Annotated in this window: 9 protein-coding genes; 2 read left to right on the forward strand and 7 right to left on the reverse strand. The window is 73.8% G+C overall.

The features are described from left to right. Nucleotides 1-254 precede the first annotated feature (254 nt). Both ACGF3A_RS23505 and ACGF3A_RS23510 read right to left on the reverse strand, forming a co-directional pair. Nucleotides 255-2867 (reverse strand): ABC transporter permease/substrate binding protein, encoded by a 2613-nt coding sequence (locus tag ACGF3A_RS23505; protein ID WP_393732220.1) that lies wholly within the window; start codon nucleotides 2865-2867, stop codon nucleotides 255-257. Further along, complete coding sequence (locus tag ACGF3A_RS23510) at nucleotides 2860-3987, reverse strand: glycine betaine/L-proline ABC transporter ATP-binding protein (protein ID WP_393732221.1); 1128 nt, start codon at nucleotides 3985-3987, stop codon at nucleotides 2860-2862. The genes ACGF3A_RS23505 and ACGF3A_RS23510 overlap by 8 nt, the downstream gene beginning before the upstream one ends. A 325-nt stretch (nucleotides 3988-4312) precedes the next feature. Here ACGF3A_RS23510 and ACGF3A_RS23515 point away from each other — a divergent pair, with 325 nt between their 5' ends. Together ACGF3A_RS23515 and ACGF3A_RS23520 are read left to right on the forward strand one after the other, a co-directional pair. Then, nucleotides 4313-5218 (forward strand): 5'-3' exonuclease H3TH domain-containing protein, encoded by a 906-nt coding sequence (locus ACGF3A_RS23515; RefSeq protein WP_393732648.1) that lies wholly within the window; start codon nucleotides 4313-4315, stop codon nucleotides 5216-5218. An 83-nt stretch (nucleotides 5219-5301) separates the two neighbouring features. After that, nucleotides 5302-6150, forward strand: coding sequence for a siderophore-interacting protein (locus ACGF3A_RS23520; protein WP_393732222.1), 849 nt, complete (start codon nucleotides 5302-5304; stop codon nucleotides 6148-6150). A 51-nt stretch (nucleotides 6151-6201) separates the two neighbouring features. Here the strand turns inward: ACGF3A_RS23520 and ACGF3A_RS23525 are convergent, their stop codons facing one another. From ACGF3A_RS23525 to ACGF3A_RS23545, 5 genes are read right to left on the reverse strand one after another with little or no spacing between them, the layout of a single operon-like run. Continuing rightward, a complete protein-coding gene (locus ACGF3A_RS23525) occupies nucleotides 6202-6645 on the reverse strand; it encodes an enediyne antibiotic chromoprotein (protein WP_393732223.1) in 444 nt (147 codons plus the stop codon). 53 nt (nucleotides 6646-6698) lie between these two features. After that, complete coding sequence (locus ACGF3A_RS23530; RefSeq protein WP_393732224.1) at nucleotides 6699-7643, reverse strand: ornithine carbamoyltransferase; 945 nt, start codon at nucleotides 7641-7643, stop codon at nucleotides 6699-6701. A gap of 41 nt (nucleotides 7644-7684) precedes the next feature. Further along, entirely contained in the window at nucleotides 7685-15532 is a 7848-nt protein-coding gene (locus ACGF3A_RS23535; protein WP_393732225.1) for an amino acid adenylation domain-containing protein, read from the reverse strand. A gap of 1 nt (nucleotide 15533) precedes the next feature. Next, nucleotides 15534-22196, reverse strand: coding sequence for an amino acid adenylation domain-containing protein (locus tag ACGF3A_RS23540; RefSeq protein WP_393732226.1), 6663 nt, complete (start codon nucleotides 22194-22196; stop codon nucleotides 15534-15536). Continuing rightward, entirely contained in the window at nucleotides 22193-22969 is a 777-nt protein-coding gene (locus ACGF3A_RS23545; RefSeq protein WP_393732227.1) for a thioesterase II family protein, read from the reverse strand. Before ACGF3A_RS23545 ends, ACGF3A_RS23540 begins: the two co-directional genes overlap by 4 nt. Between the last annotated feature and the right edge of the window lie 35 nt (nucleotides 22970-23004).

Consider the following 23004-nt stretch of genomic DNA (forward strand, 5'->3'; position numbering starts at 1 on the left):
CCGAGCACGCCTCCCGAGATCGGAGCGGCGACGGCGCACAGGACTTGAACCTGACCGTGAAAACGGGTTACCGAAGTAACCGTCGCCTTCGCACCGGGAGGTGCGTTCGTTCACGTCCACGACTGTAGGGGCGGGCAGTTGGGGGCGTCATCCGAATAAACGGCGTGCCCCCGCTCTCCGTTCGGAGAGCGGGGGCACGCCGCTGGTCATCGGCTCGTTGAGCGGTTGAGCGGATTCCCTGGCTCAGGTCACTGTCACTTGACCGGGGCCAGCTTGTCGACGAGGCCGGGGCGGGCGTCCATCCACTTGCGGGCGGACTCCTTCTCGTTGCCCTTGCCACCGTTCTGGATCTCGGCCTCCAGGGAACCGAGGTCCTTCTCGGACAGCTTGAAGTCCTTCAGCCAGCCGTACAGCTCGGGGAAGTCCTTCTTGATGTCCTTCTTGCCGGTGATCCGGATCGAGTCGCCCTTGCCCCAGGCGCCCTTCGGATCCTTGATCTTCTTCATGGGGTACTTGCTGTACACCCAGTGCGGGGACCAGGTGGTCGCCAGGACCGGCTTCTTCTGCTTCACGGCCCTGTCGACCTCGGCCAGCATCGAAGAGGTGCTGGACGAGACGACCTTGTACTCCTTGTCGAGGCCGTACTTCTTGAGCACGGTCTTGAGGATCTTCATCTCACCGGCGCTGGACTCGATGCCGGTGATCTTGTGGTCGAACTGGTCGCCCTTGCCCTTGAGGTCCTCCATCGAGTCGATGCCCTTGACGTACTTGGGCGTCGACAGCTCCAGGGAGGTCTCGTCGTACCAGGAACCGACGTCGGTCAGTTTGGACTTGTACTTCTTCCAGTACTGCTCGTGCGTCGTCGGCAGCCAGGCGTCCGTCTGGAAGTCCATCTCGCCCTGGGCCAGCGCCGTGTAGAGCGGGCCGGGGTCGAGCTGCTTCGTGGTCGGCTTGTAGCCGCGGTCCTCCAGGATGTTCTGCCAGAGGTACGTCGTGGCGATGGCCTCGTCCCAGGGGAAGAAGCCCATCTTCACGGCCTTGCCCGCGTCCTTGCCGTCCTTCTGCTCGCCGCCGGGGACCGGCGCGAACTTGTCGACGAACCCGGGGTGGTCCTTGAGCCAGGTGCGGACGGCGTCCTGCTCCTTGCCCTGACCGGCCTTCTGGATCTCGTTCTCCAGGGAGGTGAGCTGCTTCTCGGTGAGGTGGAAGTTCTTCAGCCAGCTCGCGACCGTCGGGTTCTTCTTGGAGAAGTCCTTGTGCGCGACGTTGTAGAGCTTCTCGCCCTTGCCGAAGGAGCCCTTGGGGTCGTCGAGCTTGGTCAGGTCGTACGCGTTGTACGCCCAGTGCGGCGACCAGAGCGTGACGACCACCGGCTCCTTCTTCTGGATGGAGCGCTTCAGCTCGGCGAGCATCGAGGAGGTGCTGGAGGAGACGACCTTGTACTCGCCCTCCAGGCCGTAGTCCTTGAGGACCTTCTCCTTGAGGATCTTCATCTCGCCCGCGCTGGACTCGATGCCGATGATCTTGCCCTTGAACTTCTTGCCCTTGCCCTTGAGGTCCTCCAGGGACTTCACGCCCTTCACGTACGAAGGAACGGACAGCTCCAGGGAGGTCGGGCCGTACCAGTCGCCCAGCTTCTCCATCTTGGAGGAGTACTTGTCCCAGTACTGCTGGTGCGTGGTGGGCAGCCAGGCGTCCGTCTGGAAGTCGACGTCGCCCTGGGCGATGCCGGAGTAGAGCGGGCCGGCGTCGAGCTGCTTGAGGTTCGGCTTGTAGCCGCGCTGCTCCAGCATCTCCTTCCAGAGGTACGAGGTCGCGATGCCCTCGTCCCACGGGATGTAGCCCATGTTGATCTTCTCGCCCTTGCCGACGTTCGCCGAGGCCGTGGCCTCGTCGTCGTCGCCGCCCGCGAAGTTCATGCCGCCCGCGATCAGCGCGAGGACGACGACGCCGACCATGGCGACGGCGGTGCCCGGCTTGTAGCGGAGGAACTTCATCCGGCCGAGCGCGGCGGTCGCCTTGGCGGCGGCGCGGCGGCCCAGCGGGGAGACGCGGGCGTTCAGGGCGCCGGTCATGCGGTCCAGGTACATGGCGAGGATGACCACGCCGATGCCGGACTCGACACCGAGGCCGACCTGGACCTGGGTGACGGCCGCGTAGACCCGCTCACCGAGGCCGGGCGCACCGGCCATGCCGGCGATGACGACCATCGAGAGCGCGAGCATGATGACCTGGTTGATACCGGCCATGATCGTCGGCAGCGCCAGCGGGAACTGCACGCGCGTGAGCGTGTGCTTCGGGCTGGTGCCGAACGCCTCGGCGGCCTCGACCAGCTCGCTGTCCACCTGCCGGATGCCCAGCTCGGTCATCCGGACGCCCGGAGGCATCGAGAAGACGATGGTGGCCAGCAGACCCGGGGTCGTACCGACGGAGAAGAACATGACGCCGGGGATCAGGTAGACGAACGCCGGCATCGTCTGCATCACGTCGAGCACGGGGCGCATGAAGGTGCTGAACGACTTCGAGCGCGCCGCCCAGATGCCCAGCGGCACCGCGATCGCGATGGTGATCACCGCGGCCGCGAGGACCAGCGAGAGCGTCTGCATCGCCTCGGCCCACAGCTCGAACGAGTCGATCAGCGCGAAGCCCGCGAAGGTGATCACCGCGGCGACGAGGCCGCGCAGCCAGAACGCGAGGACCGCGAAGATGCCCGCCAGCAGCAGCGGCTCGGCGCCGCCGAGCACGTCGTTGATGGCGTCGTACAGGCCCGTCAGGACCGTGTTGATGAAGTCGAAGAGCCAGCCGAGGTGCTTCTGCAGCCATTCGACGGCCGTGTCGACCCAGTTACCGGGGTGGAACTCAGGCACGCGCCGTCACCCCAGCGGTGTCCTCGCCCTTGCCGTTCTTGTCGGCCTTGTCCTGCACGTCCGGGGCGGCTTCGCCGTCCACCTGCGGCTCCTCGGCGAGGGCCGACAGCAGCCGCTCGCGGTCGATGACGCCCACCGGTGTGCCGTCGTCGTCGGTGACGATCATCGCGTCCTCGCTGGTGGAGAACGGGGTGAACAGCTCGGCGATCGGCGTCTCCGCGGTGACCGTCGACGCGTCGTCGAGGTCGCCGTCCTGCAGCGCCACCGCGTCGGTCTTCGTGTCTTCCATGATCGAACCCGCGGTCAGCACGCGGGAGCGGTCGACGTCCTGGATGAAGGACGCGACGTAGTCCGTCGCCGGGCGGACCAGGATGTCCTCGGCCGTGCCGATCTGGACGATCCGGCCGTCGCGCATCACAGCGATACGGTCGCCGAGGCGCATGGCCTCGTTGAGGTCGTGGGTGATGAAGACGATCGTCTTCTTCAGCGTCTTCTGGAGCTCCAGGAGCTGATCCTGCATGTCGCGGCGGATCAGCGGGTCCAGGGCGCTGAAGGACTCGTCCATCAGCAGCAGGTCGGCGTCGGTCGCGAGCGCGCGGGCCAGGCCCACACGCTGCTGCATGCCGCCGGACAGCTCGTCGGGCCAGGAGTTCTCCCAGCCCTTGAGGCCGGCCAGCTCCAGCGCCTCGGTGGCGCGCTTCTCGCGCTCCTCCTTGGGTATCTCCTGGACCTCCAGCCCGTAGGCCGCGTTCTCCAGGACGCTGCGGTGCGGGAAGAGTGCGAAGTGCTGGAAGACCATGCTGATCTTCTTCGAGCGCACCTCGCGCAGCTCACGCGGCTTCAGGGCCGATATGTCGTCGCCGTCGAAGAGCACACGGCCCGACGTCAGCGGCAGCAGCCCGTTGAGCATCCGCAGCAGCGTGGACTTGCCCGACCCGGACAGGCCCATGACCACGAATATCTCGCCCTCATCGACCTCGAAGGAGGCGTCGATCACGGCTGCGGTCGTGCCTTTGGCGCGCAGCTCCTCGCGGTCGGCACCGGCTTCGAGCCTCGAAACCGCCTGGTCTGGTCTCCTTCCAAACACCTTGTACAGGTGCTCGGCTCTCAGCCTTGACACATTCACCTCTTGGATCGACTACAGATGACCGGTATCCCCCTCGCGCGCGAGCACAGGGCGCAGAGCGCCCATATGGCTGCAAACGGCACATACCAGAAAGATGCAGCCTACACCAGAGCCCCGCTTCGGTAGCTGCTGCTCACTTTTCGCGATCTCAAACCGGTCGTGATGCTGTTCATGTGTACAGATCTGGAATCCAAGGCCCAGGCCTGCCATTACCGGCCAGTACCGGGACCCGTCGGCTCCTACAGGTGCGGTGCGGCATCATCGGGGCGTGACCCTTCCCACAGAGAACGCAGCTCAGAGCGCGACTCAGAGCCGTCTGATGCTCCTCGACACGGCCTCGCTCTACTTCCGTGCCTACTTCGGCGTCCCGGACACGGTCCGCAGCCCCGACGGCACCCCCGTGAACGCGGTCCGCGGGCTGCTCGACTTCATCGCCCGGCTCGTCCAGGACCACCGCCCGGACGCCCTCGTGGCCTGCATGGATTTCGACTGGCGGCCCCAGTGGCGCGTCGAGCTGATCCCCTCCTACAAGGCGCACCGCGTCGCCGAGGAGGTCGAGGGCGGCCCGGACGCCGAGGAGACCCCCGACACCCTCTCCCCGCAGGTCCCGGTGATCGAGCAGGTGCTCGACGCGCTCGGCATCGCCCGCGTCGGCGCCGAGGGGTACGAGGCGGACGACGTCATCGGCACCCTCGCGGCCCGCGCGAGCGGCCCCGTCGACATCGTCACCGGCGACCGCGACCTCTTCCAGCTCGTCGACGACGCGCGCGGGATCCGGGTGCTCTACCCGGTCAAGGGCGTCGGCAGCCTCGACGTCTACGACGGCGACGCGCTCCGCGAGAAGTACGGCGTGGACGGCTCCGGCTACGCGGACCTGGCCACGCTGCGCGGCGACCCCAGCGACGGCCTGCCCGGCGTGCGCGGCGTCGGCGAGAAGACGGCGGCGAAGCTGCTCGCCGAGTACGGCGACCTGGCCGGGATCGTCCGGGCCGTGCTCGATCCGACGACGAAGATCACCCCGGCCCAGCGCAAGAAGTTCGAGGAGGCCGCCGACTACCTCAAGGTCGCGCCCACGGTGGTCCGTGTCGCCGACGACGTGGCGCTGCCGCCCTTCGACGCCACCCTCCCCCGCGCCCCGCGCGACCCCGAGGGCCTCGAACGTCTCGGGGAGCACTGGGGATTGGGCGGATCCCTGCGCCGCCTGCTCTCCACCCTTGCGGGCTGATCTGTTAGCTTAGGCAATCCTAAGTAGCGATCCAGTAGCAGCGACCCAGCGCCCGTCGCAGCACGTGCTCCAGGGAGGCCGCCGTGGCAGACCGTCCGGCCCGTAAGACGCCCAAGCTCCACCACGCCCGGGTGATCCGCACCGAGCGGCTCACGCCGCACATGGTGCGGATCGTCCTCGGCGGGGACGGGCTGGCGGAGTTCCAGGCCGGTGAGCACACCGACCACTACGTCAAGCTCCTCTTCCCGATCCCCGGCGTCGAGTACCCGGAGCCGTTCGACATGGCGCGGATCCGCGCCGACTTCCCGCGCGACCAGTGGCCCACGATGCGGACGTACACCGTCCGCACCTGGGACCCGGCGGCCCGCGAGATGACCGTCGACTTCGTGGTGCACGGCGACGAGGGCCTCGCGGGCCCCTGGGCGCTGGCCGCGCGGCCCGGCGACGAGATCCGCTTCATGGGCCCCGGCGGGGCCTACTCCCCCAGCCCCGAGGCCGACTGGCACCTGCTCGCGGGCGACGAGAGCGCCCTGCCCGCCATCGCCGCCGCGCTGGAGCGGGCCCCGGCGGGCGCCCCCGTGCACGCGCTGATCGAGGTCGCGGGCCCGGAGGAGGAGCAGAAGCTCAGCGCCCCGCTCGGCGCCCACGTCACCTGGCTGCACCGGGGCACCGGCCGGGTCGGCGAGCGGCTCACCGCCGCCGTGCGCGGCATGGAGTTCCCGGACGGCCGGGTCCACGCCTTCGTGCACGGCGAGGCGGGCTTCGTGAAGGAGCTGCGCCGCCACCTCCGCCTCGACCGCGGCGTCACCCGCGAGCAGCTCTCGATCTCCGGCTACTGGCGGCTGGGCGCCGACGAGGACGGCTGGCAGGCGTCGAAGAAGGAGTGGAACGAGCAGGTGGAGGCCGAGCAGGAGCGCCAGCCCGCGGCGTGACGCCGCCGCCCGGCCCCCGGCCCGGCCCCCGGCCCGGCCCCCGGCCCGGCATCAGGTGAAGGAGATCTCCTTCACCCCCAGCACCTTGTTCACGTCGGTGACGTCCACCGTGGCGATGCCGCAGCTCTGCGCCGCGCAGTCGACCTTGTCCACCTCAGCGCCCGTCGAAGGGTCGTAGCCGGTGAACGCCTTGTTCACCGTCACCTCGGCGCTGAACGTGCCGTCCTCCTTCACGATCGCGGTCTTGCTGCCCGCCGCGCAGGACGCGCGCTGCGAGAAGTCCAGGTCGCACTCGGCGACCGCCACCTGCGCGCCCGCCGGGTAGCCGGTGCCCGACACGGTCACCTTCTGGCCGTCCGACAGGCCCGTGTCGGGGGTGACCGTCAGGACGGGCGCGGCCGTCGCCGCCGTCGCCGAGGGGACCGCCAGCAGCGTCGCGCCCAGCGCGGCGCCGGTGACGGCCAGGGTGCGGAACGTCCTACGTGTGGGGGGCATGGTCTCTTCTCCGTTCTCACGGCACGTCGGTGTGCCGTGGGTCGAGGTACGGGTCAGCTCTCGCCGGTGAGGCACCGGTCGAGGACGGCGGCGGCGCTGTGCAGCTTGTTCTCGGCCTGGTCGAACGCGACGCTCGCCGGGCCGTCCAGCACCTCCGCCGTCACCTCCTCTCCGCGGTGCGCGGGGAGGTCGTGGAGGAACCGGGCGTCGGGACAGCGGGCCATGAGCGCCTCGTCCACCCGGAAGGGGTCGAAGACCGTCCGCCAGTCGGGGTCGGCCTTGGAGGTCCCGGTCGTCTGCCACCGGGTCGTGTAGACGAACTCGGTCGACGCGGACACCCGGTCCAGGTCGTGCGCGCACACGAAGGTGCTCCCGGCCTCCTCCGCGTACGCCCGTGCGGCGCGCTCCGCCGCCTCCGGGAGGCCGTAGCCGGGCGGGGTGACGACCCGCAGCTCGGTCCCCTTGAACCGGGTGAGGGCCAGGGCCAGCGCGACGGCCGAGTTGTTCCCCTCGCCGACGTAGAGGACCCGCGCGCCCTCCAGCCCGCCGCGCAGCAGCTGGATCGTGGCGAGGTCGGCCACCGCCTGCGTGGGGTGCTCGCTCTCGCTCATCGCGTTGACGACCGCCATCCGGTCCTGCGCCGCGTAGGCGGCGAGCTCCTTGTCGGGGCCCGCCGTGCGCACGACCAGCCCGTCCAGCATCCGGGAGAGCACCCGGCCCGTGTCCTCCACGGTCTCCCCGGTGTTCTCCTGGAGGTCGTCGGGCCCGTAGGCGATGACCTGCGCGCCGAGGCGCAGCGCCGCGGACGAGAAGGCCGTCCGGGTCCGCGTGGAGGTCTTGCGGAAGTACGTTCCGACGACCATGCCGTCCAGCACCCGCGGACACGCCTCACCGGCCTGCGCGGACAGGGCGTACCAGGCCGCGCGTTCCACGACGCGGGCCAGCTCCTCGGATGTCAGGTGCGCGATCGACAGCAGGTGCCGGCGCCTTTGCCGCATCGAATTCTCCGATCCCGGTGGGTGGTTGGGGTCCTTCGGTGTCACGACCGCGCGTCCAGGAAGCCGAGCGTGCGCTGCCGGTCGAGGAACCGGCCCAGTTCCGCCGCGCCGATCTCCGGGCACCGCGTCCCCGCCGCCGCGAGCCGCCGCTCGGTGTGCGGCGCCCGGTGGTTGCGCTGCATGAGCGGCCGTTCGGGGTCGATCTCCAGGTTCGGGAACAGCGGCAGCAGCCGCTTCAGGAAGCTCCCGCCCGGCTCCTCCGCCGCCTCGGACAGCCGCGCGCGCCAGGTGAGGTACGGCAGCGCGGCCACGGGCGCTCCGGTGTGCTCGGTCAGCCAGTCGACCATGTCCCGCCAGCGCACCGGGCGGCTCCCGATGACGTGGAAGAGCTCGCCCGCGACGCCCTCCTGGCGGGAGAGCTCGACGATCGCCCGCGCGGCGTGGTCCACCGGGGCCAGGTCGAGTTCGACCTGGGCGACGGGCACGGCGCCCAGCCGGGCGCAGGCGGTGATCGCCTGGCAGACCACGTCGTGCGGGTTGGCCGCGCCCGAGCGGGTGTGCCAGGAGACGGTGCCGAGCCGGTGCACGGTGGCGGGCAGCCCGCGCTCCGCCGCCGCGCGGACCAGCGCCTCGGCGGCCCACTTGGTCTGCGAGTACCCGTCGGGAATGCCCGGCAGGTCGTCAGGCGGGGTCTCCTCGGTGACCGGGCCCCGTTCGGCCAGGGCCTCGGAGAAGACGGACATCGTCGAGACGTGGTGCAGCGGCGTACCGCCGAGCGCGGCCAGGTCGATGAGCCGCCTGGTGCCCAGCACGTTGGCGGCGCGGAGCGCGGGGTACGGGTAGACCGCGTTGACCTGCGCCCCGTTGTGGTAGATCGCCCCCAGCCCCTCGGCGAGCGCCGCGAACGCGCGCTCGTCGAGGCCGAAGCGCGGTGCCGCCAGGTCCCCGGCGATCACCTCGACCCGCTCCTCGACGTCCGTCGTCGGCACGCCGAAGCCGCGCAGGGCCTCCAGGAGCCGCTGCCCGCCCTCGTCGGGGCCGGAGCCGCGTACCAGGCAGCGCACCGTGCCGCGCGTACGGTCGAGCAGCTCGCGGAGCAGGAAGGCCCCGACGAACCCGGTCGCTCCGGTGAGGAGCACCGGCGCGGTGTCGTCCGGCGTCCGCGGCTGCGACGGGGCCGTGAACCCGGGGTCCAGGACGGCGTCCGCCCGTACCGTGTCCAGCACGGTCGAGACCTCGCCCCCGCTGAGCCGGAGGGCGAGCCCGGCGACCGTGGGGTGCTCCAGGATGTCCCTGACATCCAGTTGGAGGCCCCGGGCCTTCGCCTCGGCGGCGACGACGAGGCTGGTCATCGAGTCCCCGCCCAGCTCGTAGAAGTCGTCGAGCCTGCCGACCCGGTCCAGCCGGAAGACCTTGGTCCAGATGTCCACGAGCCGTGCCTCGGCCGCGTTGCGCGGACGCTCGTAGGGGACCGTCAGCTCGGGCCGCTCCTGCGGCGCGGGGAGCGCCCGGTGGTCCACCTTGCCCCCGGCCGTGACGGGCAGCTCGTCGAGCACCAGCACCACCGCGGGGACGAGGTAGCCGGGCAGCCTCCCGGCGAGGTACCGGCGCAGCTCCGCCGGTACGGGCTCGGCGCCCGCGGCGGGGACCACGTAACCGGTCAGCCTGCGCTCCCCCGGCACGTCCTCGCGGGCGACGGCCACGGCCTCGGCGACGTCCTCATGCGCGCACAGCGCCGCCTCCACCTCGCCCGGCTCGATGCGGAATCCGGCGATCTTGAGCTGGCCGTCGGCACGGCCCAGGAACTCCAGCTCCCCGTCGTCGCGCAGCCGCACCAGGTCGCCCGTGCGGTAGAGCCGCCCGCCCCGCTCCGAGAACGGGTCGGGGACGAAGCGCTCGGCGGTGAGCGCCGGCCCGCCCGCGTAGCCGCGGGCCACCCCGGCGCCGCCGACGCACAGTTCGCCCGCCACGCCGCGCGGGACGGGATGGCCGGACCGGTCGAGGACGTACGCCCGGGTGCCCGCGAGGGGCCTGCCGATCGGCACCCGGGCCGCCGCGCCTGAGGGGCTGCCCGCGTCGCCCGCGACGCAGCCGACCACGGTCTCCGTGGGGCCGTACTCGTTGACGAGCGCGGCACCGGGCGCCAGTTCCCGCCACGCGCGGACGCTGTCGGGGCGCAGCTCCTCGCCGCCGACGACGAACGTGCCGACCGAGGTGAGCGGCCCGCTCCCCGCCAGCCGGGCCCGCAGCAGCTCCAGATGCGCGGGGGTGATCTTCACCAGGTCGAACCGGCCGGTGCCGCCGAGCAGTTCGGCGAGCGCGTCCACGGGCCGCTCGGCGGGGAGCAGCCGGACCGCGGCGCCGCCCGCGAGCGGGACGAGCAGGTTCGTCACCGTCAGGTCGAAGGCGACCGAACCGAGCAGGGGGACGGTGCCGCCGGGGCGTACGCCGTAGCGCCGCACCGCCCAGTCGGTGTAGTTGGCCAGCCCGCGCCGGGTGATCATCACGCCCTTGGGGACGCCGGTCGAGCCCGAGGTGTAGATGGTGTACGCCAGCGTGTCCGGCCGGTGGCGCGAGGGATCGAGCGGGGGGCTCGCGGCGATCTCGGGCCAGTCGTCGTCGAGGAGCACGACCGGTGGGCTCCCGCTCACCCTGTCGTCCGAGCCGTCGCCCAGCGCGTCCGCGAGGGCCCGCTCGCTCAGTACGAGCGCCGCGCCGCTGTCGTCCAGCACGGCCCGCTTGCGCGCGGCCGGGTGCCCGGGGTCGAGCGGCACATAGGTGCCGCCCGCGCGCAGCACGGCCAGGACCGCGACGACCAGCTCGGGCCGGTGCGTCAGATGGATCCCGACCCGGACCTCGGGGCCGACGCCACGGCCGCGCAGGTACGAGGCGAGCCGGTCGGCCCGCTCGTCCAGCGTGCCGCGGGTCAGGGCCACCTCTCCGTCGGGCGCGAGCACGGCGGGGCGGCCGGGGTCGGTGCGGGCGTGGACGGCGAAGCGCTCCGCCACGGTGAGGACCTCGTCGGCGGTCTCGTGACCGTCCCCGTGGCCGTGCCCGTCCCCGTCCTGGTCGCCGTGGGCCGCGGCGAGCAGCCGGTCGCGCTCGTCCGGGGCGAGGATCCCGCAGCGCGCGTCGCCGTCGGGGTCGGCCGCCATCGCCTCCAGGACCCGCCGGTAGGCACCGGCGAGCCACTCGGCGCGCTCCCGGCTCAGCACCGCGGGGCGGCTGGTCAGGACCAGGTGCCCGCCGAGCGAGGTCACGGCGAGCGGGAACTCGTTCGGGCTCTCGTCGATGCTGTCGCCGACGTCCACCAGGTCGGTGTCGACCATGTGGAAGTCGAGGTAGTTGAAGAACACGTCGATCAGCCGGGCGCCCTTCGCGGCACGCTCCCGCCGCATCGCGGCGAGCGGATACCTGCGGTGCGTCCAGACCTCGGCCTCGCGGGCGTAGACATCGGCGACCAGCTCGCGCCAGGTGGGTGCCGTGAGCCGGAACGGGAACGGGACGGTGTTCAGGAACATCCCGAACAGCCGGTCGGCGCCCGGCACTTCCGGCCTCGTGTCGCAGACGAGGCCGGAGCTGAAGGAGCCCTCCTCGGTGAGGGAGCCCATCACCTTCAGATGGGCGGCGTGCAGCACGCTCTTGAGCGACACCCCGACCGCACTGGCCAGGGAGCGCAGCTCCGCGTGGAGATCGGTGAGCGGCACCCACACCTGGTACGGCGCATCCGTCTCCGGTCCCTCGTCCGCTCCCTCCGCCGCCTCCGGATCCGCCCAGCCCTCGGGGACACGGACGGCGGCATGCGTGTCGAGGACGTTCCGCCAGTACGCCTGGTGCTCCTCGGAGCGCACCGTGCGCCGCTCCAGCGCGACGAAGTCGGCGTAGCGCGTGGCCACGCCGCCGGGTTCGGGCAGCGGCTCGCCGTCGCGGAAGGCGCGGTGCAGGTGCAGCAGTTCCATCAGCAGCGAGTGGTAGCTCCAGCCTTCGAGGATGGCGTGGCACTCGGTGATGGACAGCCGCCAGCCGTCGTCGAGGAGGTGGACGCCGAGCCGCAGCAGCGGCGGCCTGGCCAGGTCGAAGGGGCGGCTCCGCTCCTCGGCGATGTGCGCGCGCACGGCCCGTTCCTGCTCCTCGGGGGTGTTCCCGCGCAGGTCCGTCACGGTCAGCGGCAGCGTCGCCGCCGGGTGCACGAGCTGGAGGGGTTCCGAGAACTCGGTGGGGTGCAGCGAGGTGCGCAGGAACTCGTGCCGCACGGTCAGTTCGTCCGCGGCGGCGCGCAGGGCCGCCGCGTCGAACGGCTCGCCGTCGCGGATGCTGAACGACGTGATGTTGTGGTACGTGCGCAGCCCGCCCGCGAGCATCTCGACGACCATGCCGGTCTGCACCTGCGACATCGGGTAGGCGTCCACCAGCCCTTCGGGGAGCCGCTCGGCGTCCACCGGCATGAGCAGCGAGAACGGCGCGGTGACCGGCAGCGGTTCCGCCCGCCCCACCCGCCCGGACAGCGCCTCCGCGAGCCCGGCGACCGTACGGTGCTCGAAGAGGTCACGCACGGTGGCGTCCATGCCTTCGGCACGCAGCGCGCCGACCACGGCCACGGCGCGCAGCGAATCGCCGCCGAGGTCGAAGAAGTTGTCGTGCGCGCCGACGCGGTCGGTGCCGAGGACCCGGCGCCAGGCCGCCGCCACCCGCTGCTCCCCCGCGGTGCGCGGCGGGGCGAACCGGCCGCGCGGCACGGCGGCACCCGTGTCCGGCGTGGGCAGCGCCGCCTCGTCGAGCTTGCCGTTCGCGGTGAGCGGGACGGCGGGGATCTCCGCGTAGGAGGTGGGCACGAGGTGGCTCGGCAGGCGGTCGGCGAGCCAGGCCCGTATCCCGCCCAGGTCCAGGGCGCCCGGCGCGGCGCCCGTGTCCTCCGGCACGAGGTGGGCCACCAGGTGCACCGTGCCGTCGTGCTCCGTGCGGGGACGCACCACCGCGGCGTGCACGGCGGGGTGTCCGGCCAGCGCGGCCTCGATCTCGCCCGGCTCGATCCGGAAGCCGCGGATCTTGACCTGCTTGTCGGCCCGGCCGATCACTTCGAGGACGCCGTCCTCGCGCCACCGCGCGAGATCGCCGCTGCGGTACACCCGCGCGCCGGGCCGCCCGGAGGGGTCGGGCACGAACCGCTCCGCCGTCAGATCGGCACGGCCGAGGTAGCCCCGCGCGACCCCCGGCCCCCCGACGTACATCTCCCCGACGACGCCCGCCGGTACGGGGTGCCCGTCGCGGTCCAGCAGCAGCACCCGCAGGTCGGCGAGGCCCCGCCCGACGAGGCTCGGAGCGCCGGGGCCCAGCTCCTCGGGGCGCAGCCGGTGGTAGGTCGTGTGCACCGTGGTCTCGGTGATGCCGTACATGTTGACGAGTACGGGCCCGGCGCCCCCGAAGGCCTCGTCCCAGGGCTGCAGTTCGGCGGGCTCCAGCTTCTCGCCCGCGAAGACGACCGCGCGCAGCCGGAGTTCCGCGAGGCGCCCGTCCTCCGGCCCGGTGACGGCCAGCAGCGTACGGAAGGCGGACGGCGTCTGGTTGAGCACCGTGACCCGCTCCCGTACGAGCAGGTCCAGGAATTCGTCCGGCGACCGGGTGACGGCGAAGGAGGGCACGACGAGCGTGCCGCCGTGCCCGAGGGCGCCCCACAGCTCCCACACCGAGACGTCGAAGGCGAAGGAGTGGAAGAGGGTCCACACGTCGTCCGGCCCGAACCCGTAGTGCTCCCGTGCCGCCGCGAACAGCCGCAGGACGTTCCGGTGCGTCATGCAGACGCCCTTGGGCCTGCCCGTCGAACCCGAGGTGTGGATGACGTACATGAGGTGGTCGCGCGCGGTGACCGGCTCCGGGTCGGTCGCGGGCGCGGCGGCGAGCAGGGCCGCGTCCTCCTCGGCGTCGAGACGGATCAGCCCGGCGCCGAGGCCGCCGGGCAGGGACCCGGCGGCCTCCCGGCCGGTCACGATCAGGCGCAGCCGGGTGTCCTCCACGACGGCCGCGAGGCGCGGCGCGGGGTACGAGGGGTCGAGCGGCACGTAGGCGCCGCCCGCCTTGACGACCGCCAGGAGGCCGGTCACGAGGTCGGGGCCGCGCTCCAGGCAGACCCCGACGAGCACGTCGGGGCCGACGCCCCTGCCCCGCAGCACGTGCGCGAGGCGGTTCGCGCGGGCGTTCAGCTCCCCGTACGTGAGCGCGGCGCCCTCGTGGACGAGCGCGACGGAGTCCGGGGCCGCCGCCGCGTGGGCCTCGAACGCCTGGTGCATGCCCACCGCGTCGCCGAGCGCGGGGTCCTCGTCGAGCACCCGGTCCGGCGCGGCGCCGCCCGCCCACTCCCCCAGCAGCAGGGCCCGCTCCTCGCGCGAGAGCATCTCCGCCTCGGAGACGGGGCGCCGGGGAGCGGAGACCAGCGCGTCCAGGAGCCGGTGGTAGTGGCGGGCGAAGCGCTCCATGGTGGCCTCGTCGAACAGCGCGGTGGCGTATTCAAGGAAGCCGCCGACGCCGCCGTCCGGGGCCTCGCCGAGCTGGAGGTTGACGTCGAACTTCGCGACCCGCCACTCCGGTTCGAAGCGCTCCGCCGTCAGCCCCGGCAGCTCCAGCTCGCCGGTGCCGCCGACGCCGTCCTGGAGGCCGAACATGATGGTGAACAGGGGCGTGCGGGCGAGGTCGCGCTCGGGGGCCAGCTCCTCGACGAGCTGCTCGAACGGGAGATCCTGGTGCGCGAGCGCCTCCCCGACGACCCGGTGGCCCGCGTCCAGCAGGTCGAGGAAGCCCGGGTCGCCCCGCCAGCGGTTGCGCAGCACGACGGTGTTGACGAGGAAGCCGACGAGCCCGGCGAGTTCGGGCCGCTCCCGTCCGGCGACCGGGGTGCCGACCGCGATGTCCCGGCGGCCCGTCCAGCGGGCCAGCAGGATCTGGAAGGCGGTCAGATAGACGGTGAACGCGGTGGTCTCCCGCTCCCTGGCCAGGGCACGCACCCGCTCCGCGAGGTCCGCGGGCAGCGCGAAGCGCAGGGTGGCGCCGTCGGAGTCCCTGACGTGCGGACGCGGCCGGTCGGTGGGCAGCTCCAGCGTCTCCAGCCCGTCGAGGGCGCCGCGCCAGTGGCCGAGCTGGCGCCGCAGCTCCTCCCCGTCGAGCCGGTCCCGCTGCCAGGCCGCGAAGTCCGCGTACTGGAGCCCGGACCCGGCGTCGGTGCCGGATGCGCCCTCGGCGCCCGGGGCCAGGCGCCTCCGGTACGCGGCGACGAGCTGCTCGGCGAGCAGGTTCAGCGACCAGCCGTCGCAGGCGATGTGGTGCAGGACGAGCACGAGCAGGTGGTCGTCGGGCGCGAGCCGCACGAGCCGCAGCCGGGCCGGGAGGTCCGTCTCCAGGTCGAACGGCGTACGGGTCTGCTCGTCGGCGAACGCGAGGGCGAGCTTCTCCCGTTCCTCCGCCGGACGGTCGGTGAGGTCCACGACCGCGAAGTCGGTCTCCGGCCCGGCGCTGATCCGCTGCACGGGCTCGCTGCCGGACACGCCGTAGCGGGTGCGCAGGATCTCGTGCGCGGCGATGACGTCCCGCCACGCGGCCCGCAGGTCGTCGGAGCGCAGCGCGCCCCGCAGCCGTACGGACCAGGGCACGAGGTACTCGGGGCTGCCCGGCGTGAGCCGGTCCAGGAACCACAGCCGCTGCTGGCCGAACGAGAGCGGGAGCGGCCCGCTCCTGTCCGCGCGCGGAACGGTGTCACGACGGCTGCGCCCCGAACGCCGCCCCGCCAGCCGCTTGGCCAGGATCTCGGCCCTGAGCGCCTCGGGCGCCGCAGGGTCCGTGCCGGAGGGCCCGGGTGTGCCCGTGGTGTCTCGGTTCCCCGTCACGTCGCTGTTCCCCGTCACGTCACTCGCTCCTCGCTTCGTGCGGCCACGTCTCGTCCACGGGGTGCTCCGCCTCGTCCCCCGCCTCGTCCCCCGGCGCTTCCGCCGTCGCTTCCGCCGTCGCTTCCGCCGCGCGCCCGCCCGTGGGCGGGGCCTCGGCCAGCAGGGCCGCCTCGGCGGCCAGTTCGTCGTCCGGGAGCGCGGCGACCTCGGCCCGGACGGCGTCCTCCACGGCCGCGGCCAGCTCCGCGACCGTCGGGCCCTCGAAGACGGCCCGCACCGGCAGGTCCACGTCGAACTCCCGCTGCACCGCGCTGATCAGCCTGATCGCCAGCAGCGAGTTGCCGCCGAGCGCGAAGAAGCTGGTGCGGGCGCCCACGTCGTCCAGGCCGAGCAGATCGCCGCACAGCTCGGCGACCAGCTCCTCGACCGGTCCCTTCGGCGCCGTCCACTCCTCGCCCGGCACGGCCGTGCCGGGCTCCGGGAGCGCCGCGCGGTCGAGCTTCCCGTTGGCGTTCAGCGGGAAGGCCTCCAGCGCCACGAAGGCGCCGGGGACGAAGGGCGCGGGCAGTGCCGTGCGGCAGTGCCGGGCCAGTTCGTCGGAGGCGGGCGCCGTGCCGTCCGGCAGGTAGTAGGCGGTCAGCGTGCTGTCGCCCGACTCCAGGGAGCGCGCGACGATCACGGCCTCGCGGACCGCGGGGTGGGCCGTGAGCGCCGCCTCGACCTCCCCGGGCTCGATCCGTACGCCGTTCACCTTGACCTGGCCGTCCACGCGCCCGGCGAAGTGCACGACCCCGTCGGCGTCCCGGCGTGCCAGGTCCCCGGTGCGGTACAGCCGCGCGCCGGGCGGGCCGTACGGGTCGGGCAGGAACCGCTCGGCCGTCAGCTCCGGCCGTCCCGCGTAGCCGCGTGCCAGCCCCGCGCCGCCCACCAGGAGTTCGCCGGGTACGCCCGTGGGCGCCGGCCTTCCGGCCCGGTCGAGGATCCGCAGCCGCAGGCCGGGCAGCGGGCGGCCGATCGGGACCGCGCCCGGCGGGGCACCCGGCGCGACCGGGTGCGCGGTGACGTCGACGGCGCACTCGGTGGGACCGTAGGTGTTCCACACCTCCACGTCCGTCCGCTCCCGCAGCCGGGCGACCAGCTCCCCGGTCAGCGGTTCGCCCGCGAGCCACACCTGGCGCAGCGCGGGGAGCTCCGGCCACTCCGGCAGCTCCAGCAGCGCCCGCAGCACCGAGGGGACGAGCTGGAGGACGGTCGCCTCCCCCGCCGCGGCCTCGCGCAGCAGCGCCGCGAGGTCGCGCTCGGCCTCCGGCCGGGCCAGGACGACGGTGCCGCCCGCGGCCAGCGGCGCGAACAGTTCGAGGAGCGCCGCGTCGAAGCCCCAGCGCGTCTTGTGCAGCACCCTGTCCTCGGCACCGAGCGCCTGCCCGGAGCCGGAGACCGACCAGGCGACGCGGTTGGCGAGGGCGCCGTGCCCCACGACCACGCCCTTGGGGCGGCCGGTGGAGCCGGAGGTGAACATCACGTACGCCGCGTCGTCCGGCCCCCGCCGTACCGGCGGCGCGGTCTCCGGGCAGGCGGCGACCGTCCCGGCGTCGGCGGCGGTGTCCACCGCGGGCACGCCGGGCGGCAGCGCTTCTCCGGGCAGCCCGCCGTCGGTGAGGACGGTACGGGCGCCCGCGTCGGCGCACTGCCCGGCGAGCCGTGCGGGCGGGTGCGTCAGGTCGAGGGGCAGGAACGCGGCTCCCGCCTGCCAGGCGGCGAGCGCGCCCACCAGGAGGCCCGTGCCGCGCGGCAGCGCCACGCCGAGCACGTCGCCCTCCGCCAGCCCCTGGTTCCGGAGGTGGTGGGCGAGCCGGTTGGCGCGGGCCAGCAGTTCGCCGTAGCGCAGGCGGGGAGCGTCCGCTCCCGTACCGACGGCCGCGACGGCGTCGGGCGCCTCTGCGGCGCGCCGCGCGATCAGCTCGGGCAGCGGCTCCGCCGGGGCCTCGGTCAGAGCCCCGGCCAGGGTCTCGGCCGGGGCCTCCGTCGGCCCGTCCGCCAGGACGGCGGCGCGTGCCTCGGGGGAGAGCAGTTCGAGCGCGGAGATCCGCAGCCCGGGGTCCGCCGCCTGGCGCAGCACCTCGGTGAACTGCTCCGCCATGCCGCGCACCGTCTCCTCGCGGAACAGCGCCGTCGCGTACTCGACCGTGCCGACGTACGAGCCGTCGGGGCGCGCGCGCAGGGTCCAGGTCTGGTCGTACTTGGCCGCCTGCCACAGGTCCTCGAAGCGCGAGTCGAGCTCCACCGCGGCCTCGCCGGGGGCGCCCCCGCCCCCGGGCCCCGTCACGTCGAAGAGGACGGAGACCAGCGGGGTGCGGGAGAGGTCCCGCTCCGGGCTCAGTTCGTCGACGAGCCGCTCGAAGGGCACGGACTGGTGGGCGAAGGCGTCGAGGGCCCCGGACCGGATCCGGTCGAGCAGCTCGCCCACGGTGGGATCGCCCCTCAGGTCGGCGCGCAGCACCAGGGTGTTGACGAAGAAGCCGACGAGGTCGTTGAGTTCGGGCCGCTCCCGGCCGCCCACCGGCACGCCCACCGTGACGTCCTCGTGCCCGCAGTACCGGCTGAGCAGCACGGTGAACGGGGCGAGCAGCGCCATGAATCCGCTGGCTCCGCGCCGCCGCGACGCCTCGACGAAGGGCGCCGCCACCCGCGCCGGGACGTGGAAGCCCACGACGGCGCCGCGCGCGTCCCGCACGGGCGGGCGGGGGTGGTCGGTGGGCAGCGCCAGGTACGGCGCGCCCGCGAGCCGCGCGCGCCAGAACTCCAGCTCCTCCTCGATGTGCGCGCCGCCCAGGCGCTCCTGCTGCCACGCGGCGAAGTCGGCGTACTGCACCGGCAGCACGGGCAGTTCGGCCGGACGGTTCGCCGTACGGGCGCGGTACAGCTCCAGCACGTCGCGCCGCAGCACGGGGACCGAGAGGCCGTCCGCCGCGATGTGGTGCAGGACGAGCACGAGGACGTCGGCGGCGTCCTCTCCGGCGTCGCGCAGCAGCAGGGCCCGCCAGGGCGGCGCCTCGGCCAGCCGGAAGCCCTCGGCGATGCGCGCGCCCACCGTGCCGACGATCTCCTCCAGCGCGCCGTCGACCACCTCCAGCCCGCCGTCCCAGCCGGGCTCGGCCACCTGCCGCGGCTCGCCGTCGTGTGACGGGTAGCGGGTGCGCAGCACCTCGTGGCGCGCGGCGAGGTCCGCCAGCGTGCCCCGCAGGGTGGCGGGTTCGGCCCTGCCGGGCAGCGGGACGGCGACCGGCAGCACGTACTCGGGGCTGCGCGGGGTGAGCCGGTCGAGGAACCACAGCCGGCGCTGGCCCGGCGAGAGGGCGAGGCCCGTGCTGCCCGTGCCGCCCGCCGCGTCGCGCGGCACGGGCAGCACGGGCGGCGGCACCACGGCCGGACGCGCGCCGCCCTCGGCGATCAGGGCCGCCTGGTCGCGCAGGCCGAGCGCGCCGAAGAGCGTGTGGACGGAGACGGGGACGCCCGTACGGACGGTGAGCCGGGCGGCGAGCTGGGCGAGCAGCAGGGAGTGGCCGCCGAGCGCGAAGAAGTCGTCCTCGGCACCGACCTGTTCCACCCCGAGCAGCTCCGACCAGACCTCGGCGACCAGCCGTTCGGCGGGGGTACGGGGCGCGACGTGACCGGGGCCCGCGGTGTGCCGGGACTCGGCGGGCGGCAGCGCGGACCGGTCGACCTTGCCGTTCTCGGTCAGCGGCAGCGCGGAGAGCGGGACGAGGACGGCGGGCACCATGGCCGCCGGGAGGACCGCGGCGAGCCGCGAGCGCAGCTCGGCCGTGTCCGCGGCGGGCCCGGGCCCGTGCACCACGTACGCCGCGAGGCGGCGCCCGCCGTCCGGGGTGGGTTCGGCGAGCACGTGCGCCGCGGTGATCCCGGGGAGCCGCAGCAGCGCGGCGGTGACCTCGGCGGGTTCGATCCGCACCCCGTTGACCTTGACCTGGTCGTCGGCCCTGCCCACGAAGTGCAGGACGCCGTCGCGGTCCCGGCGCACCAGGTCGCCGGTGCGGTACGCGCGGGAGCCGGGCGGCCCGTACGGGTCGGGCACGAAGCGCTCGGCGGTCAGTTCGGGGTGCCCGGCGTAGCCCCGGGCCACGCCGGGGCCGCCGATGAGGAGTTCGCCGGGCACCGTGTCCGGGACCGGGTTGCCGTCCGGGTCGACGACGGTGGCCCGCATGCCGTCGACGGGCACGCCGATCGGCACCGTTCCGGTGTGCAGCCCCGCGTCGAAGCGCTGGGCGGTGACGTCGATCGCGCACTCGGTGGGCCCGTAGGTGTTCCAGATGTCCGGCGCGGCCCGGCCGAGGACGCGTCGGCACAGCCCGGCGTCCAGGGGCTCACCGGCCGAGCACAGCAGCCGCAGGGAGCGGCACTCCTCCCAGCCGGGCTGGTCGACGAGCAGCCGCAGCACCGAGGGGACCACCTGAAGGACGGTCACGTCCCGCTCGGCGACGGCGCGCACCATGGCCCCGGGGTCGCGCTCCACGCCCGGGGGCGCCAGGACGACGGTGGCACCGGTGGCGAGCGGCGCGAAGATCTCCCAGCCCGCGGCGTCGAAGCCCGCCCGGGTCTTCTGGAGCACCCGGTCCCGCGCGGTCATGCCCTGCGCGCGCACCGTCCACCACACGCGGTTCGCGATCCCGGCGTGGGTGACGACCACGCCCTTGGGCGTCCCGGTGGAGCCGGAGGTGAACATGACGTACGCCGCGCCGTCCGGCTCCCCGCCGCGCGGCGGGTCGGGGACGTCCCGCGGGGCCTCGGCACCGTCGCTGAAGCCGCCGTCGGAGCCGTCGGGGCCGCCGTCGGGGCCGAGCACGAGCGGCTCGGCCGTGCCGAGCGCGGCGACGGCGTCGTACCGTTCCCGGTCGGTGAGGACCAGCGGGACCCCGGCGGTCTCCAGCATGGTCCGCCAGCGCGCCGGCGGGTGTTCCGGGTCGAGCGGGAGGTAGGCGGCGCCCGCGCGCCAGACGGCGAGGAGGGCGGCGACGAGGGACAGTCCGCGCTCCAGGCAGACGCCGACCACCGTCTCCGGTCCGGCGCCCCGGGCGCGCAGCTCCCCGGCGAGGCGGTCCGTGAGCGCGTCGAGTTCCGCGTAGGTCAGGCTCCGTCCGCCCTCCTCGACGGCGACGGCTCCGGGCCGCCGCCGTACCTGGTCGGCGAACGCCTCCGCGAGCAGCGGCCGTTCCTCCGGGTCCGAGTCCGGGTCCCGGTCCGGGCCCGACGCCGCGCCGAGGGCCGCCCGTTCGGCGCCGGTCAGCGTGCCGACGCGGGTGACGGGGGTGTCGGGCTCGGCCGTCAGCCGGTCGAGGAGGGTGAGGTGGTGCCGGGCGAGCTGCTCGACCGTCTCCGCGTCGAACAGCGCCGTGGCGTACTCCATCATCAGGTTGAGCGAGCCGTCGGTGCGCTCGACGATGTGCACGGTCAGGTCGAGCTGCGAGACGTCCTGCGAGATCGGCAGGTCGATGGCCTCGCCGAAGGCCGCGCCCTTGAGCCGCAGCATGTTGAAGCCGACCTGGACGAGCGGCGGTTCGCTCCGGTGCGCCCCGCGGCCGACGTGCTGGACGAGCTGCTCGAAGGGCACCGACTGGTGGGCGAAAGCGCCGCCGGTCGCGGACCGCACCCGGCCCGCCAGCTCCCGGTACGTCGGCCCGCCGTCCAGGCGCACCCGCACCGGGACCAGGTTGACGAACATCCCTACGAGCTGCTGCAGCTCCGGCTCGCCCCGCCCGGCCAGGTAGGTGCCCACGAGGACGTCCCGGGTGCGCGCGTAGCGGCCCAGCAGCACGCCGAGGGCTGCGAGGTGCAGCACGTACGGCGTGACGCCCTCCTCCTTGCTGAGCGCCCGCAGCCGCCGCGCGGTCTCCCCGGGCACGTCGAACTGCAGGGTGCGCCCCGTCAGGTCCGGCAGCGCGGGGCGGGGGCGGTCGGCGGGCAGCTCCAGGGAGGTGGGCGCCCCCGCCAGCTCCGTGCGCCAGAAGTCCAGTTCGCCCTCCAGTCCCCCGGCCTCCGCGCCGTCCCGCTGCCAGGCGGCGAAGTCCCGGTAGGTGACGGGCAGTTCCGGCCGCGCGGCGGGGTTCGCCAGCTCCATGGCGATCAGGTCGAGCGACGTCGCGTCGGCGATCAGATGGTGCGCGGCGAACAGCAGCATCGAGGAGTCCGGGCCGAGCCGGACGACCTCGGCCCGCCAGAGCGGCGCGCTGTCGAGGCGGTACGGCCTGCGCGCGGCCTCCTCCGCGTAGGCGATGCCCGCGGCGCGCGGGTCGGCGGCGCCGGAGACGTCGGTGACGGGCACCCGTACGGGCACGTCGCCGGGTTCGCGCACCGCCATCAGCGGGCGCCCGTCCACGACCTCGACGGACATCCGCAGACAGTCGTGGCGGGCCACGATCTCGCGCAGGCTCTCCTCGGTCTGCGACGGCTCCAGGCGCATCGGCAGCGCGGCGAGCATGACCAGGTGGAAGGCCGGGACGTCCGGTGCGAGCTGCCCGGTGAGCCAGACCCGCTCCTGCGCGTACGAGAGCCGTACGCGGCGGGCGGGGTCGGCGGGCGGCACCCGGCGCGGCGCGGGCGCGGCGTCGCCCGCGAGCAGCTTGGCCAGGAGCTCGCGCTTGACGTCGGAGAGTTCGCTCGCCCTCATCGGCCCGCTCCCGTCCGGGCGGCAGCCGCGGTGCGCAGGTCCTCGGCGACCGCGGCGGTCAGCGTGCGCCGGTCCTTCTCGAAGAAGCCGTGGTCGCCCGGGAACAGCCGCAGCGAGAAGGCCCGCGTCGTCTCCTCGCGCCAGCCCAGCAGCGTGGGCACGGTCGTGCTCGGGTCGCCGGTCGCGCCGAAGACGCTGACGGGCAGGTCGAGCGGCTCGTCCGCGACGTACTCGTGGGTCTCGTAGACCTCGTAGTCGGCCCGGACGCTCTGCTCGAACATGTCGAAGAGGCCGGGGGTGCTGAGGATGGTGTCCGGGATGATGCCGAGCGCGGAGAGGTGCTCGATCAGCTCCTCCCTGCCCATGTCGTGCACCCCGCTGTCCCGCAGCACCATCGCCGGTGACGGGCAGGCGCAGGCGAAGAGCGCGGCCGGTGGCCGGTCGCCGCGCTCGCGCAGGTACCGGGCGAGCTCGAACGCCGTCAGCGCGCCCGAGCAGTAGCCGAACAGCCCGTAGGGCACGTCGCGCTGGTCGGCGAGCGCGTCACCGAGCAGGCTGACCAGCTCGCCCATCTTGCGCACCGGGGGCTCCCGCAGCCTGCTCTCCCTGCCCGGGAGCCGCACGACGCACAGGTCGATGTCCGGGGGCAGGTCCTGCGCGAAGCCGCGGAACGTGGCGGCGCCGCCGCCCGCGTGCGCGAGGCAGATCAGCCGGAGCCGCCCGCCGCTCTCCGGGCGCAGCCGCGCCGTCCAGGGGTTGGTCGAGACGGCCATCAGGCCCTCCAAGTGGTCGTCGGGGCACGCCTCGT

It is taken from the genome of Streptomyces sp. NPDC048172, assembly GCF_043202595.1.
Lineage (GTDB): Bacteria > Actinomycetota > Actinomycetes > Streptomycetales > Streptomycetaceae > Streptomyces.